The sequence below is a fragment of the Faecalibacterium sp. Marseille-P9590 genome, from assembly GCF_017377665.1.
Classification (GTDB): Bacteria; Bacillota; Clostridia; order Oscillospirales; family Ruminococcaceae; genus Faecalibacterium.
The window spans coordinates 376,789-392,488 of sequence record NZ_JAFREF010000002.1 but is presented as its reverse complement, the minus strand read 5'-3'; the positions used below and the strand labels follow the sequence as shown (position 1 = coordinate 392,488).

Here is a 15,700-nt window from a genome sequence, read left to right as displayed (position 1 = left end):
GGTTCGGCAATCGCGTCGGAACTCACAATCAAGCTGAAAAATTATGACGGACATTTTGATGATGTTTCGTTTGAGGGTGCTTCCCTGTTTGTGCAGGTGGGTATCTGTAAGTGGGATGCAGGCAAATGGGAGAATGCAGTCGTGCATTGGATTCCCTGCGGCTATTTCATTATCGACACCCCGCCTCGCACACTCAGCACAATTTCTATTTCGGCCCTTGACCGTATGGTTCGATTCGACCGTGAGGTTGACGAGAAGCGGCTGAAATTCCCGATGCACGTTGACGCTCTGGTGCGGTCGATCTGTGATATTTGCGGTGTGTCGCTGGTAACGGATGTGAGCAGCCTCCCGAACCATATTTATAGTATCGGCAGTCTACCGTCTACGTCCAGCACTTTGACCTATCGCCAGCTGTTACAGTGGTGTGCGGCTATGACCGGCACCTGCGCCTTTATGGATGCAAACGGCCAGCTGGTTATGAAATGGTATGAGCAGGTCGATGTGACCATTACTCCCAGTGAGCGTTATAACAGCGATATGCTGGAAAACGACATTGTGATTACTGGTTTCACCTGCACGAACAGCGACAACGCTACCTACCTTGCAGGCTCGGACGATTATGCAATTGACATGAGCGACTGCGGCTTGCTCACCAACACCTACGCTGGTGTGCTGAAAGAGCTGTATGCCGCGCGTGGCGGTTTCCGGTATCGTCCGTATACGGCCACGATCAAGGCTGCACCGTATCTGTTCCCACTGGACCTGATTCATTATCAGGACAAGTCCGGTGGGATGCACGATACCATTGTCACCAACGTAACTTTTACTCTGAACTGTAACACGTCGATTGCTGGTTCCGGCGAAACGGCTACCAGCAACTCGTATTCTTCCGGCAGCGGCATGACCACAAAGCAGGCATCCGCTATCAACGGTGTTCAGAATGAAATCAAGGTCAACCTTTCCGAGCAGGCGTTAAGTGCCCGCGATCTAGCCCAGCTGACCGTAAACTCTATGGGCTTGAATGTAACGATTATGACCTCTGATTCGGGGGTTATGACCTATTACTACCACGACGGCCAAACGCTGTCAAGTAGCAATATCATTTATACCCTGCTGGGCGGCACCTTTGCTTATACCACGGACTACAACCACGGCAATCCGCTGTGGCAGTACGGATATACGCAGGAGAGTAGCATTATCCTCCGTTCCCTGATGCTCTATCAGATTACCTCTGACTATATTGCAGATGGCGCGATTGAGGAAAAATCGCTGTCTAAGGAGTATCTGGACAAGGTGGATTCCGCTATCAGCCACGCTTTGAGTGAGGCTGAACAGTACACGAACACCAAGACCGGCGAGGCTAAGACTTATGCAGACGGCTTGCTGAAAACCGCCAAGGCTTACGCTGACGAGCTGCTGACGCAGGCTAAGGGCTATGCGGATGGCCTCTTTACAGTAGCCACCCAGTATACGGACAGCTTGGCCGAAAGCACACTGTCTGATGCGAAATCTTATGCAGATGCACAGGATAAAACCAATCAGGAAGTTGCTAAAAATTATGCAGAGTCGGTCGGCACCAACACCCTGAACAGCGCGAAATCCTATGCGGATGATAAGCTGACCGAGGGTAAAGAGTACACCGACGAGCAGACCGCAGCCGCTAAGTCCTATGCGGACAGCGTGGGCGAAAGTACCATGACGGTTGCCAATGGCTATACCGATTCTGCGGTTGATGAAGCCCAGCAGCAGGCAGCGGAGTATACCGACCGGCAGGTTGAAACGGCAAATGCTGGGGTGGCCGCTGCAAAGAAAATGGCTCTACTCCTTTATATAGAGGGAGAGGACGGCGCAGTGTACGCTTGCAAACTGCGCTGTATCGACGGCAAGCCCTGTATGGAATACGAAAGGAGTGAGGACATTTGATTCAGATTATTAAGGAAGTCAAGGTTGATGTAGCGAAGCTCAATTACTTCAATGCGATTGTTGCCAAGCAGTACGACCGTGAAACCCGTTTCCTGAAAGTGCAGCTGGCAAACAACGACGAACCTATCAAGGTTGAAGCCGGGTCGAGCGCGGTTATCAATGCCCGCCGCCCGGATAAGGCAGGCAAGTCGTTTATGGGTACTGTCAACAGTGACGGTACGGTGCTGCTGCCTATCGCCTACTGGATGGTGGAGCTGGACGGCACTGTGCAGTGTGATGTGTCGATTATCAACGGCACCCAGACCTTGACCACTACCCTGTTTGAAATCAAGGTTGAGCAGGCAGCAAACGGCAATGACGAAATCACCGGTGACGATGATTACGGTGTGCTGGTCGAGCTGATTCAGGAAGTCAACGCGATCAAGCAGGTAGAGGTTGACCGCGCAAAGGCAGAGTCGAGCCGTGTTACTGCCGAGAAGAACCGTGTTACGGCTGAAAGCTCCCGTGTTTCTGCTGAAAAAGATCGTGCTTCTGCGGAAACCTCTCGCGCCTCTGCGGAAAGCACTCGCATTGAGAGTGAGAATGTCCGTGTACAGCATGAACAGTCCCGCACTTCCAATGAAACGGAACGTCTGAACCGTGAAACGGTTCGTGTGGATGCGGAAAACAAACGTGCTTCTGCGGAAACGGCCCGAAACACTGCGGAAGAAACCCGCAAGGCCGAGCATGAGCAGGCAATGGCCGACAGCAAAGCGGCAATCGCTAATATGCAGCTGGTGACGGCTCCGCTTTATATCGTCAACACGGACACTCATAAAAATTACGCTGCTTCGTTGCAGGTTGTCGATGGCAAGCCTGTGATGATCTACAAGGAAAAGGAATAAGGAGGACAAAACATGGATAACATCTTTGGTTTCCTGTCTGAGAAAGAGTACAAAGCCCAGATGGAGCGGCAGAATGAGCTTCTGGCCGCTATCGCTTCCGGCACCGCTGGTGCTGATTTCACGGATGAAATGTTCGTCAACCTGCTGGACGGCTCCAACACCACGACCGTTTTCTGGTCTTGGTGGCCCCTGAGTGCAGTCGGTGACGGTACGAAGTACGAGCGTCTGTGCCGCTGGGCGCACATCATGGCTCGTGCATGGAAAGATAAGACCTACACCCTGCGGTCGATCAACGCTGCAACCTCCGGTGGTGTGCATACCATGACCCCGCTTGACGATCTGGCGGGTAAGACCGGTGCCCAGCTGTGTACCGAGAGTACCGCTGCCGTCGAGGACTGGGCTGACAATGACCCAATGACGTGGTACATCCGTGCCAATGCCCTGAGTCTGGCAGACGGCACCATGAACGTGCTGTTTGTCGAGGGTGAGGACGGTTTCGACATTACCGGTGAGGTTGCTCCCGTCTATGCTTTCTCTCTGGCCCTGTGGATTCGAGAGTGGAGCGACGGTGCCTACGACTATATCAGCTATCGCACTCAGGAGGGTCAGCAGTATTACCCCGACGCTGCCGACGTTGCCCCGGACAATACCAAGCGTCCTATCACTTGGCATTCCTGCTTCCCCGGCAGTCTGAACAGCAAGGGCGGTCTGACCTCTGGTGCAGGCGGCAAGCCGTACAACTTCGCTTCCGCTCAGACCGGCATCACTACTGCTCGCAAGACCTCCGCATACGAGGGTCTGTGGAACGACTGTGATACCCGCTGGGCACTGCGGATGTGGCAGCTGCGTCACTTCGATCTGGAAAACTCCGGCATCTGTGAGGGCTGTCTGAACTACAACTACCAGTACAAGGTCGCACAGGCTGAGTCTGGTGTGACCCGTGTGCTGCTGACCAAGGCGCAGGCTGCAAACCTGCTGGTCGGTTCTACGGTGTCCATTGGCGACCCTGCCGATCAGACCAACTACGATCGTGGTCAGGCGTATATGCGTAATCTGGCTGAGGCTGTCCATATTGGCAGTATCGAGGATGTGACCATTGATGACGTGCAGTATTCCGCTGTCAATCTGGTGCTGGATGCGCCTATTGAGGTGACTGCCACCACCTATATCAGCACTTGGCCGTATATCTCCGGCCATACCGAGTGTCTGCCGGGTCATAAGGACGGCTGCGGTTACTCTCTGACCGCAGGCAAGACCCCCATTCGTGTGATGGGTGTTGAGCTGCTGGACGGTGCCTACTCTATTGGCCTCGACCCGTTGTACAACGTCACCGCTGGTTCCGACGCAACTCATTGGAATTATGAGGTGTTCGAGTGCCGGGATTCTGAGAAGCTGGCCGGTAGCATTACCTCCAACTACACCTCTACCGGCATTGTGCTGAATGACGTTGCACAGGGCTGGGGTGTCAACTGGGTAAAAGAGTTCTTCCGTACCAAGCTCGGCATCCTGTTCCCGAAGCTGTTCAATGGCAGCTCCACCACCTACTACAAGTCTGCTTTCTATGGCTCGGGCAGCACGGGCGCTCGTTGTCCTTGGCGTTTCGGCATCTTGGACGATGGTGCGGGTGGCGGTTTGGCTTGCGAGGTTGGCAGCGTTTGGCCCGGCGGCGCGGGCTGGGATGGTCGGCCTCGGCTTTCCGGTGCAGGTAAGAAGCGGGGTGAATGGGCGGCGTAAGCCGCTCAGAGGGGCAAGGCCCCTTATAAAAGAGCAATTATAATTTTTCTTTTAGGGTTTGATAGCGTGACACGTTTCCGCTTTCAATGGCACGAACAGCACAGGCACTCGTTGTCCTTGGCGTTTCGGCAACTTGAACAATGGTGCGAATGGCGGTTTGGCTTACGAGAATGGCAACAATTGGCCCAGCAACGCGAACTGGAATGGTCGGCCTCGGCTTTCTTGCATTGCTACGGTGTGCAACCGGTAGCATATCTAAAGGGATAAGATTTTGGCACCTTATCCTGAAATTACGTTATCAAATCCGTTCCCTTGATAAAATCGCACAAGACTGCAACCGCAAGGGTGTAGCACCGTGGGTGCTGCGCGTGGCTAGTAGTAACAAGGCCCATTCTGCCTTTAAGGACAGGCCGTAACCGAAAGTCACTTTTTGCAAGAAAGAGTTAATGGATAGGAGGTTTGTATATGAAGCAGCGATATAACGAGTTGACCCATGATCTTTGTGTACAAGCCGTCCTCTCCTGTTTTGATAAGAAATGGCATAGGCCGGAGGTTATGGCCTTTGCCAACCACTATGCAGGTATTCCCACGCGGGAGTTCTACGAAGCCGAGCTGAAACAAGAGGTTTGGCCTCAGCTGGAAGCGGCAGAGGCAATCGCCTATTACCTTGAAGAAGTGGTGGACGAGCTGATGCACGGTGAGCCGCTGGATATGCGACCTGTCATTGTCAGGTCGAGGCCGGATGGCATGACTGGCAAGATGCGCGATATTTGCGATCTCTGCATTTTGCACCAGCTCTTAGGCCACCTCGTCAAGCTGGGACTGGAACCACTGTTCCATGCTCGTATTCTTCCTACGCAATGCGCCAGTATTCCGGGGCGCGGACAGACTGGTTTGCTGAAAAAGGCAAAACGGTACATCCGCAAAGCAGGTCTGGGCATCACGGTATGTCAGAAAACCGATGTGGCGAAAGCCTATGGCTCCCTGATGTATGCCGTGGTCATTGGCCTGCTGGAAAAAGATGTTCCGTCCGCGATCTGGATTCTGACTGTGCTGCGGGCACTGGCCGCGTATGCACCGGGAGGGCACCTTATCATTGGCGGGTATCTCGACGCATGGCTTTTCAACTACGCAATGAGTTTCGCTCTGCGGTATGTGAGAAGTTGCGGCAAGACTCGCCGGGGTAAGTTCATTCCCAACGTCAAAGCCGACACCTCCTATATGGATGATTTCGGGTTGATGGGCACCGGCAAGACACCGGTGCAGCGGACGGTCAAGCTGCTGGATGCGTGGATGCGGAAATTTCTCGGTATTCGCTTGAAGATCAAAGAACACATGATTCGGTTTATGACCTACAAGGAAGAACGGGAAAGGAAGAAGCATAAGAACCGAGGCTGTCCGTGTCTGGACATGGGCGGTTACAAAATCCACCGTGGATATGTCACGATTCGCCCCGGCATCTTTCGCAGGCTGCGGAGGGAGTTTCTGAGAGGCTGGCGTGAGATACAGGCATTTGGTTCAATCCACCTGCAACGCGCACGGAAAATCATGTCGTACAACGGTTATTTCAAATGGACAAACTCTGTTGGGATAATCGCTACCTACCATGTGAAAGAAGTGCGCAAGGTGGCAAAATCAGTTATCGGTTACTGGTCAAAGCGTTTTGCGAAAGCAAAGCGAGAAAGGATGGAACGCTATGTTATACAATGCAATGTCGGGCGACAAGCCCGCAAAGGTTGTGCTTACCTCGCTGCCTGACGGTTCTGTGATGGTTGCTCTGCATGACAACATCACGAAAACCACCGTAGAGAGCGAGGGTGCAGCTGAGGGTGAGAAGATCACCAACACCGCCTACACCTACGACGAGGTGATGTTCCCGCTGCCTTATGATCGTGTGGGTGAGGAAACCGTAAAGACCATCACTGCGTCCTTTGCGGACTGGTGGACTTACGGTGTGGAGTACACCGGCGAGAACAACACTCCCTCACTGGAAGATCGGGTTGCCGATCTGGAAAACGCGCTGACGGCTCTTATGAGTCTGTAAAGGAGGTTGAAAGATATGTTTAATCTGGTGAAAACTCTGTACTGTGTCCGGCACGCAATCACCTCGGAACAGGTGTGGGCGTATGCCGATGCAAATACGATCACCCCGGCACAGGCCCTTAGCATTTGCGGGCCGAGAAAGGAGAAGTAAAATGGCAACTCTGAATATCATGGACGTATCCAAGTGGCAGGGTACTATCGACTGGGACAAGGTGAAAGCCTCCGGCAAGGTCGATGGTGTCATTCTGCGAGTGCTTGGCAGTAAGGGCGGCAAACCCTACGTTGACCCCACTTTTGAGGTCAACTATAAAGCCTGCGTAGAGCGCGGCATCCCGGTTGGTGTCTACTATTACAGTGCGGCCACCCTCCGCAGTGCGGCCAACATTGAGCTGGCTCTCCTGCGTCGGACTATCCTCGGTAAGAAGTTCCAGCTGCCTATCGCGGTTGACATTGAGCATGAAACCCAGAAGCGGCTCGGCAAGCAGAAGCTCACCGATCTGGTGGCCTACCAGCTGAGTATGATCGAGAGTTGGGGCGTATACGCAATGCTGTACGCCAATCTGGATTACTGCCTGAACTACCTGTACGCAGGCGGCGCGGCTCTCAAACAGTACGACCTCTGGCTGGCTGCTTACCGCGTCAACAAGACCAAGCCTGCCACCGACTTTGCTTTTGGTATGTGGCAGCACACCTCGACCGATTCCGTCCCCGGCGTGAGCGGCAACGTGGATATGAGCTATGCCTACAAGAACTACCCTGCTATCATCAAGAAAGCAGGACTGGAACTGGTAAAGTAAGGAGGACAGACCGATGCAGAATATCTTAATGTCCGATGCGCCTTATGCTGAATGGTTGGCCGATGCACTGGCTACCATTGCAAAAATGGGCGCGGAAAAGATTGCCATTGTCGGTATCGCACCAGATGGGCAGTCGGTATTTACTGGCTACACCAACATGACGATGGGTGATAAGGCAGTCGCCGCTACTCACATTCAGGCCGATGCCATGCTGGATGTTGTCTGCAACAACGGTCAGTCCATCCGGCAGGCTTGGGAAGATGAAGATAACGAGGTGTAAATCCAATGCAGTTTATCACCGATCACTGGCAGGAGGTAGCCGTCGCGCTGATGATTGCCGGTCTGACTGCTGGTTTCCGCACTCTCTGGAAGCGCGTCAAGGCTCAGAAAGACGAAACTGATGCAGTCAAGGAGGGTGTGAAGTCCCTGCTTCACGACCGGCTCTATCAGGCGTGTACACACTATGTTGCTCAGGGCTGGATTGATACGGAGAGCCTGCACAATCTGGATTACCTGTATAACGCATATCACCGACTGGGGGGCAATGGCACCGGAACCAACTTGTACAACCGTGCCAAAGTTCTCCCACTGAACACCGATCAGAGAAAGGAAGAAAATTATGTCTAACAACATCAAGCTGAAAATCTCTACCGCTACTATCGCCCGTACCGCTGTCCTGCTGCTGGCCCTGACCAATCAGGTTCTCAGCGCAATGGGCAAGCCCGTCCTGCCCATTGAGTCGGCTACCGTCGAGCAGCTGGTCACTACCGGCATCACCTGTGTTACCGCGCTGATTGCGTGGTGGAACAACAACTCGTTCACTCAGGAGGCTATCAAGGCCGACAACCTGCTGAACGAGTGGCAGGGTAAGACCACGAAGTAAGGAGGCAACCTCTATGTTCGTAGCACCTATCTGTACGATGGGCGGCGCGATTGCCGCTAATATGGCTGCTGCACGGCGCACGAGGGAGAGCAACGAAACTCCCAAGGCTTGTCGTGACGAGGGCAAGCGGTGTGCGCACTGCTCGAAGTGCAACTGCAAGGAGCGCGGCACCGGTAAAGGTTGACGGCTCCCATTCGTAGTGGTATACTGTATGCAATAGGGAGTCGGGTTTGAATAAGACCTGATTCTGAGGTGGCAGGCTTTCCGGTCTGCCACCTTTCTTTTTATAAAGGGTATAGGCATTACGTTCCAAATCCGAACGGGCGTAGTGCATAAAAAGAAAAGGCATAGACAGCCCCTAGTTGGACTATCTATGCCTTTTTGTCTGGATTAGAAGCAAATTGAAGATTATAAAGTTCGGATTTGCTCCTAATGGTCCGAGTGGCGAGAATCGAACTCACGGCCTCTTGAACCCCATTCAAGCGCGCTACCAAAACTGCGCTACACCCGGATATTTGTTGTGGCTCATCGCTCACAGCTCCATTAGTATACCCGCTATAGGCCGTTTTGTCAAGCGCTTTTTTTATTTTTCTTGGATTTTTTCTGGATTTTTCGCTCATCGTCCAGAAGCTCTCGATGGTGCGTCCATTTCATTTTCGGTGACTGCCATTGCCACGGCAAAGACGCTGTGGGCGCCCGCATCCAGCAGTGCCTGTGCGCAGGCTGCGGCGGTAGCGCCGGTGGTGATGACGTCATCCACCAGCAGCACCCGCTTCCCTTCCACGAGCTCCGGCTCCTGCGCCCGGAAGGCACCGGCCGCATTTGCCAGACGCTCGTCCAGCGAGAGTCCTGCCTGATGACGTCCGGCCCGGACGCGGCAGAGCGCCTTTGGCAGCAGCGGGAGACCCAGCGCATGGGCCAGAGGCTGCGCCATCCGCTCCGGCACATTGTAGCCGCGCCGACGGCTGGTGGCAGGCACCGGAACGATGCAGTCATAACCGATGGCCGCACCGGGGACCAGCCCCGGCACCGGCTCTGCAAAGTGCATCTCCACCTCTGCCCCGAACAGCCGGGCCGTCATCTCCACGCCAAGCTCCACTGCCGTCCAGCTTTCGCCTTCGTATTTGGCACGGAGGATGGCGCTGCGGACGACGCCCTCATACCGGTAGGGCGCAGCCGCCCCGTCCAGAGCACCCAGATAGTGGCGGCTCACGTCCAGCCGCATGACCGGGCCGCGGCGCAGCTCTTCCAGCCGCGGTGTACACACCTCACAGAGCGGCGGCGTTCCCAGCACCCTGCGGCAGCAGGGACACCGCCTCGGGAAAAGCAGCTGGCGCATCTGCCGGGCAAGCTGCGCGGGGCGGCTGTAATAATCTGCCATCAGTCTTTTTTGACGGCGACGATGATACGCACCTTTTTGCCAGCGGCGCAGCCAAAGTTGTCGTACCAGCCGGTAAGATAGTAATCATCGGAGTTGACGGAAGTGAGCTTGGTGTAGTAATATTGACCCTTGTACCACAGGTAGACCTGCGTATTATCGGCCATTTCAAACCTTTCGCCCTTGGAGGAAAGGACGCTGGCCGCACCCACCTTGTCGATCTTCATGGGCATCAGCTGCACCATGTTGCGGACAGAGCCGGTCGTCTCCTGACAGACCGCAATGCCGCCAGCCAGCACAGGATACTTGATGGAAGTGCTCAGACTGGCCTGCTGGCCGTTGACGTAGCCGATATAGGTCGCACCGCTGCCGATGAAGTTGAATATCTGGCTGAAGGGAGTGCCGGTGATCTGGGCGATCTGCTGGAAGCCGAGGCCCAGAAGTGCGCCGGTGTTGCTGGTCAGGCGCTCCCATGCCGTGCTGAGGATGTCGCCGGAGATAACGCCCCACAAGATCTCTGTGGTGGTGGGTACCATGATGCTCTTCACCTGACTGACGACTGCATTGGTGTCAATGGTACCGTTACCCGGCTCAGCCTTGATGGCACTGAGAAGGGTGCTGTAGTTGGCGGCGACATTCTTCACATCGTCCAGCACACCGTAATACCACAGGTCGCCGGTCACATCGTTCAGAATAAGCGTGTCGATCTGTCCCTGCGGATTGGTGGTGTAGTAGCGGACATCGGAAGCCTTTAAGTTTACCCCCGATAGGCGGCTGGGACGAACCGTCCCAGCCACACCCCCTGTACTCGTATCAAGGATCTGCACGTCATCTGCCAGAGCCATATCGCCCAGCGCGGTGGCGTTCTCGTTCACAGTGCCGCTGACGGAGCGCTCATCGATTTTTTCCACGCTCTCGCCTTCGGGGCTGACCCGCACTTCCACCAGCCAGCCAGCGGGGAAATTCAGGCTCTTGTCTACATTCACTTCGCGGGCAAGGCCGTCGGTACACAGGACCTTGACGGTCTGAAGCACATCGGCACTGTTGTCCTCGTCGATGAGGTTGCGGGCGGACGACTGCACCACGCCGTAAAAGACCTCGTCGGCCTCCTCGCCGGTGATGATGCCTGCGGCCACATTGTTCATGCCCAGCAGCAGAGTGACCACCTGGCCGACACCGCCGCCGTTGAGAGAAGACACCTGAGAAGCAATGGCCGTACTGCCCAGCGTATAGGACGTGCCTGCCACCGTGATGGAAGCGGGGGCGCTGGCCGAGGGAGATACCTCGGTGATGCGGCCTGCGGCACGGCGGGTATAGACCCACAGGGTCTTGAGGCTCTCGCTGTAGTAGTAGACGTCGTATTTGTTCAGCTCTGCGGAGCCGGAGACCTTATCGTTGCGGTAGACGCTGGCAGGGACGAAGGGCAGCACCGTGCTCTCCGAAGCCACGAAGGGGCCTTCCAGGCTGCTGAGCAGGATGGTGGAGCCGTCCACCTGACCATTGCTCACGGTAAAGCCAAGGGTCGTGCCGTAGGCCGAGCCGCTGGCGTTGTTGGCGGTGAGGGCATTGTAGAGCAGGACGGCGCAGTCCTCGTAGTTCATCGCTTCGCCCTGACGGCGGTCGAGGCCGGTACGCAGGCCGATCTCGCTGGCCTTGTTGAGCTGGGCGTTGGGAAACGCGCCGCTCAGGTCGGTCATCTTATAGCCCATCAGCTTGAGCACTGCAGTGCATGCTTCTTCCAGCGTGACGGCGTTGTTCGGGCGGAAGCTGCCATCGGTGTAGCCGTTCATCCAGCCCTGCTGCACGGCGATGCGGACATAGGGCGCCCATGCCGAGGAGCCGGGCAGGTCGGTGTAGAGGGTACCCACTGCCCCCTGAGAAGAGACGCTCTCCCGGTAGGTAGAGTAAGAGGTCAGCATTCTGGCAAATGCGCCGCGGGTCACGGCTGCATTCAGTGCGCCGGACTGCTCGGAATCCATAGCACCCAGCGTGATGGCAAACTGGACGGCGGTGTTGTTGCCCGCAGCCGATGCCGGCATCACCAGCATCGACACCGCGATGCTGACCGCCAGCAGAAATGCGAGAAGACGTTTTTTCATTGTGATCTCCTTATAAAAAATGTTAAGCCTCTCAGTCTCGCTTCGCTCGACAAGGCCGGGTTGCGGCACCCAGCATCCGCTGCGCATTGCGCGCGTCTTGCTGGCCGCTGCCCCAGCAACGACTCCCTGTTTCCGCCACTGGCGGTGGTCGTCGTTGTTGCCCCTACCGAGGGGAGCCTCTGGCGAAGAGAGAAAGCTTTCCGTACTGCCAAGGCCTCCCCTCGTCAGGGGAGGTGGCTGCGCCAAAGGCACAGACGGAGAGGTTAATCATATCTCAACGCGTCGATGGGGTTGAGCCGCGCGGCGCGTTTTGCGGGCAGATAGCCGAACAGCACTCCGATGAATACCGAGATGCCGAAAGCTGCCACGATGGAGTTGAAGGACGGGCTGACCGTGATGTCCATGCCATCGGTGAACATGGGCAGCACCTGATTGGCGATGGCCGACACGATGTAGCCGAGGACGATGCCCAGCGTGCCGCCAAGAGCCGAGGTAGTGGCCGCCTCGGTGACGAACTGGGCCAGAATGGTCTTTTCCTTCGCGCCCATGGCCTTGCGGATGCCGATCTCACGGGTGCGCTCGGTGACGGACACCAGCATGATGTTCATGATGCCGATGCCGCCCACCAGCAGCGAGATACTGGCGATGCCGGTGAGGATGACGATGACCATGTTGATCATCTTGTTCATCTCTTCCAGCCACTCGCTGGCGCTGTAGACGTAGTAAGCATTGTCGCTCTTGAAGATGTCATACAGTCCCTGCTCCACCGCAGCCTTGGCCTCGTTGGCCTGGCCCTCGTCCACCATGATGGCGGAGTAGGAGTCCGGCGAGCTTTCGTTGGAAAGGCGCATGGCTGTGGTGTAGGGCAGGTAGACGCTGTCGTCGTCGCTGCCCTCCTGCTGGTCGAGGTTAGAGATCTTGGCTTTCAGCACGCCCACGATGCGGAACTTATAGGGGCCAAGCTTGATGGTCTGGCCCACCGCATTTCCGCCGTAGGCCGTGCGGTTGATGTAATCGCCGATGACGCAGATCTGCTTGTTGTCTGCGATGTCCATATACTGGATGTTCCGGCCCTTGGCAAGGGTGTAGCCCTTCATCTCGATGTAGTTTTCATCCACACCGTACATCTCGCTGTAGCGGTATGTCGTAGTCCCCACCTTGGGGGTGTTGTCGCTGAAATCCAGCTGCGGCGAGATGGAGGAAAGCAGTTCGGGGTTCTTTTTGACGATGTCGTACAAATCATCCACCGTCGCAGTGCGGGAACCATAGCCCCATATCTGGATGGAGAGGGTGTTGGTTCCCATTGCGGAAAAGCTGTCCCGCATGCTTCTGGTCATGCCGTTGCCCAGACCGACGATGACGATGACCGCCATGACGCCGATGATGATGCCCAGCATGGTCAGAAACGTGCGCAGTTTATTGCTCCAGACGTTCTGCAGTGCCTGACGGAAAGTCTCTAATACCATTATTTTGCTTCCTCCTGTGCCGCTTCGCCGGACAGAGTGGGCTGCACGACAGCCTCAGGCGCGTGGGCGTCGCCATCGTACACCACCTGACCGTCTTCCAGACGGATGATACGCTCCGCCTGCACGGCGATGGAATTGTCGTGGGTGATGAGCACCACGGTATGCCCCTCCCTGTGGAGCTGCTGAAGCATCCCGATGACCTCGCGGCCGGTGTGGGAGTCCAGAGCGCCGGTGGGCTCGTCGGCGAGGATGACCGCCGGGTTGCGCACCAGAGCACGGGCGATGGAAACGCGCTGCTGCTGGCCGCCGGAAAGCTGGTTTGGCAGGTTCTTGAGCTTGTCGCCCAGACCCACCTTTTCCAGCACATCCTTGGCCATCCGGTGGCGTTCGGCGCGGGAGATATTCGCGTAGATCAGCGGCACCTCCACATTCTCCATCAGGTTGAGGCGGGGCAGAAGGTTATACTGCTGGAAGATGAAGCCCAGCATCTCGTTGCGCACATCCGCCAGCTCGTCCCGGTTCATCTTGCCCACATCCCGGCCATTGAGCCGGTAGATGCCGTGGGTGGGGACGTCCAGACAGCCGATGATGTTCATGCAGGTGGACTTGCCCGAACCGGACTGGCCCACGATGGCCACGAACTCCCCCTTCTCGATCTTCATCGTGATGTGGTCGGCGGCCTTTACCAGAGTATCGCCCATCTGATAATACTTGCATACCTGGTCAAATTCGATCAGAGCGCTCATGGGGCACCTCCTTACCAGATACTGTCGCTGTAATTGTCGCTGTAACTGTCGCTGTAATAGTCATCCGACACAGAGCTGGTGTCGTAGGCCACCGTGTCGTCCTCCTGCAGGCCGCTCTTGATCTCGGTGTAGCTGTCGTCGCTGACGCCGGTCTCGACCTTGACGTAGACATAGCCGTCCGGTGCGTCCATGTCTTCCACCGCATTGGCTGCGCTGGGAGACTTCTTGCTCACCAGCACATAGCCGCCGCGGATAACGGCAGCATTCGGCACGACGAGGGCGTTGTTGGCCTCGGCCACGACGATCTCAGCGTTGGCGTTCATTCCGGGGCGCAGGCCGTCGGTGTTGTCAATGCGGATAGTGATGGGATAAGTCGTGGTGCCGCCGCTGGAGCTGCCCTTCATGGACACACGGGTGACTGTGCCGACATAGGTCTTGTCCGTCACAGCGTCAGCGGTGAGCTGGACTTTCTGGCCCACGGACAGTGCGCCGATCTGCAGCTCATCCACATTGATGACCATCTCCAGATAGCTCAGGTCGTAGATGACACAGAGGGTGCTGCCGGAGGTCAGGGCGTCGCCCTGCTTGGCGTCCTTCTCAATGATGGTGCCGCTGATGGGCGAGGTAATGGTGTAGTTGGACATATTGTCCTGCTGGTTCTGCATCGAGATCTCAGCGCTGCGCAGGGACTCGGAAGCAGACTGGATGGATTCGGTCAGCTCGTCGCCGGTCAGCTCGATGATGATGTCACCCTTGGAGACCGCGCCGCCCTCCTGCACATTGATGGCGGAAACGGTGCCGCTGGCCTGAGCGGTCAGGGTGCGCTCTGCCTGATAGGCAAAAGTGGCAGAGGCGATGGAGCTGACGCCGTTGACGCTGGCGGTAGCGGCCTGGGCGGTGGTCAGACCGCCGGCATTGTTGACCCGGATGGTGACGGTGCGCACCAGCAGGTTGCCGGTGCTCAGCTCATCGGTGCCGGTGACGGCGGTGATGGTGCCTTTCAGCGTCTCAAAGGTGCCGTCCAGCACCACGTCAGCGCTCTGGCCCACCGAGAAATTGGCGGCGTCGGCTGCCGGGAACAGCAGGTTCAGCAGCATCTTGGAGCTGTCGCGGATGACCGCCACCTCCTGGCCGCTGGTCACCTCGTCGCCCTTTGCGACCTTGAGGCTGCTGACGGTGCCGTCCACCTCTGCGCGGACATACTGGCGGTCCACAGTCTTGTCGTAGCTGCGCTGGGCCTGCTGCAGGGCAATGCTGGCTTTTTCCAGATTGGTGGAGGCGTCCGAGCTGTCGATGGTGTAGAGCACATCGCCCTCTTCCACCTTATCGCCCTCTTCAAAGCCGCCGGTGAGGATCTTGCCGTCCACCAGAGACTTGACGGTATATGTATTGGCCGGGTTCAGCGTGCCGGTGCCGCTCAGGGAGTTGGAGACATCCTGACGGACCGGCGTCGTCTCGGCGTAGGTCACATCGCCGCTGGCAGCGCCATTTCTGCCGCCGCCTATGAGAAAGACAGCGCCCGCTGCCGCCACGACGACCAGCGGCACGAGCCATTTCCAGTTCTTTTTGGCAAATGCGCCTGCACCGGTCCTACCCTTGGCTCCGGTCATTTCCCCGGCAGCCTCAGCAGACTGAGCCGCTGTATCCTTTTTCTTTTTCCAGATCATGCTTTTCCTCCTAGTCGATGCAAAAGGGCATAATTGCCCCTTTGCACGAAAAATCTGTTATTGGTAGTGTATCGCATTTC

At 56.5% G+C, this 15,700-nt stretch carries 16 protein-coding genes and 1 tRNA gene; 11 read left to right on the top strand and 6 right to left on the bottom strand.

Annotated elements, in window-relative coordinates:
- Positions 1-225 precede the first annotated feature (225 nt).
- From J3349_RS04460 to J3349_RS04415, 11 genes are all read left to right on the top strand, one after another.
- A complete protein-coding gene (locus tag J3349_RS04460; protein WP_207676565.1) occupies positions 226-1,923 on the top strand; it encodes a hypothetical protein in 1,698 nt (565 codons plus the stop codon).
- On the top strand, positions 1,920-2,807 hold the full coding sequence (locus J3349_RS04455) for a BppU family phage baseplate upper protein (RefSeq protein ID WP_207676564.1): 888 nt from the start codon (positions 1,920-1,922) through the stop codon (positions 2,805-2,807). Before J3349_RS04460 ends, J3349_RS04455 begins: the two co-directional genes overlap by 4 nt.
- Positions 2,808-2,819: 12 nt before the next feature.
- Positions 2,820-4,541: a hypothetical protein gene (locus tag J3349_RS04450; protein WP_207676563.1), complete on the top strand. Its 1,722-nt coding sequence runs from the start codon at positions 2,820-2,822 to the stop codon at positions 4,539-4,541.
- Positions 4,542-5,006: 465 nt separating this feature from the next.
- Positions 5,007-6,299: a hypothetical protein gene (locus J3349_RS04445; RefSeq protein WP_207676562.1), complete on the top strand. Its 1,293-nt coding sequence runs from the start codon at positions 5,007-5,009 to the stop codon at positions 6,297-6,299.
- The gene (locus J3349_RS04440) at positions 6,238-6,585 is read left to right on the top strand and encodes a hypothetical protein (RefSeq protein ID WP_207676561.1); all 348 of its coding nucleotides are present in this window, start codon (positions 6,238-6,240) and stop codon (positions 6,583-6,585) included. The genes J3349_RS04445 and J3349_RS04440 overlap by 62 nt, the downstream gene beginning before the upstream one ends.
- A 15-nt stretch (positions 6,586-6,600) precedes the next feature.
- Positions 6,601-6,735 (top strand): hypothetical protein, encoded by a 135-nt coding sequence (locus J3349_RS14175; RefSeq protein WP_278251791.1) that lies wholly within the window; start codon positions 6,601-6,603, stop codon positions 6,733-6,735.
- 1 nt (position 6,736) lies between these two features.
- Positions 6,737-7,381, top strand: a complete 645-nt coding sequence (locus J3349_RS04435; protein ID WP_207676560.1) for a GH25 family lysozyme — start codon at positions 6,737-6,739, stop codon at positions 7,379-7,381.
- 13 nt (positions 7,382-7,394) lie between these two features.
- Positions 7,395-7,661 carry a hypothetical protein gene (locus J3349_RS04430; protein ID WP_207676559.1) on the top strand — a complete coding sequence of 89 codons (267 nt, stop codon included), beginning with the start codon at positions 7,395-7,397 and terminating at the stop codon, positions 7,659-7,661.
- 5 nt (positions 7,662-7,666) lie between these two features.
- Positions 7,667-8,008, top strand: coding sequence for a hypothetical protein (locus J3349_RS04425; RefSeq protein WP_207676558.1), 342 nt, complete (start codon positions 7,667-7,669; stop codon positions 8,006-8,008).
- Entirely contained in the window at positions 8,001-8,264 is a 264-nt protein-coding gene (locus J3349_RS04420; protein WP_207676557.1) for a phage holin, read from the top strand. The genes J3349_RS04425 and J3349_RS04420 overlap by 8 nt, the downstream gene beginning before the upstream one ends.
- Positions 8,265-8,277: 13 nt before the next feature.
- Positions 8,278-8,448, top strand: coding sequence for a hypothetical protein (locus J3349_RS04415; protein ID WP_207676556.1), 171 nt, complete (start codon positions 8,278-8,280; stop codon positions 8,446-8,448).
- A gap of 249 nt (positions 8,449-8,697) precedes the next feature.
- Here the strand turns inward: J3349_RS04415 and J3349_RS04410 are convergent.
- From J3349_RS04410 to J3349_RS04385, 6 genes are all read right to left on the bottom strand, one after another.
- Positions 8,698-8,775 (bottom strand) — tRNA-Pro (locus J3349_RS04410).
- Between the two features lie 105 nt (positions 8,776-8,880).
- Positions 8,881-9,645: a phosphoribosyltransferase family protein gene (locus tag J3349_RS04405; protein WP_207676555.1), complete on the bottom strand. Its 765-nt coding sequence runs from the start codon at positions 9,643-9,645 to the stop codon at positions 8,881-8,883.
- Positions 9,645-11,741: an S-layer homology domain-containing protein gene (locus tag J3349_RS04400; RefSeq protein ID WP_207676554.1), complete on the bottom strand. Its 2,097-nt coding sequence runs from the start codon at positions 11,739-11,741 to the stop codon at positions 9,645-9,647. The genes J3349_RS04405 and J3349_RS04400 overlap by 1 nt, the downstream gene beginning before the upstream one ends.
- Positions 11,742-12,004: 263 nt before the next feature.
- Complete coding sequence (locus J3349_RS04395; RefSeq protein WP_207676553.1) at positions 12,005-13,207, bottom strand: ABC transporter permease; 1,203 nt, start codon at positions 13,205-13,207, stop codon at positions 12,005-12,007.
- Complete coding sequence (locus J3349_RS04390; protein ID WP_207676552.1) at positions 13,207-13,953, bottom strand: ABC transporter ATP-binding protein; 747 nt, start codon at positions 13,951-13,953, stop codon at positions 13,207-13,209. The genes J3349_RS04395 and J3349_RS04390 overlap by 1 nt, the downstream gene beginning before the upstream one ends.
- A gap of 11 nt (positions 13,954-13,964) precedes the next feature.
- Entirely contained in the window at positions 13,965-15,620 is a 1,656-nt protein-coding gene (locus J3349_RS04385; protein WP_207676551.1) for an HlyD family efflux transporter periplasmic adaptor subunit, read from the bottom strand.
- Between the last annotated feature and the right edge of the window lie 80 nt (positions 15,621-15,700).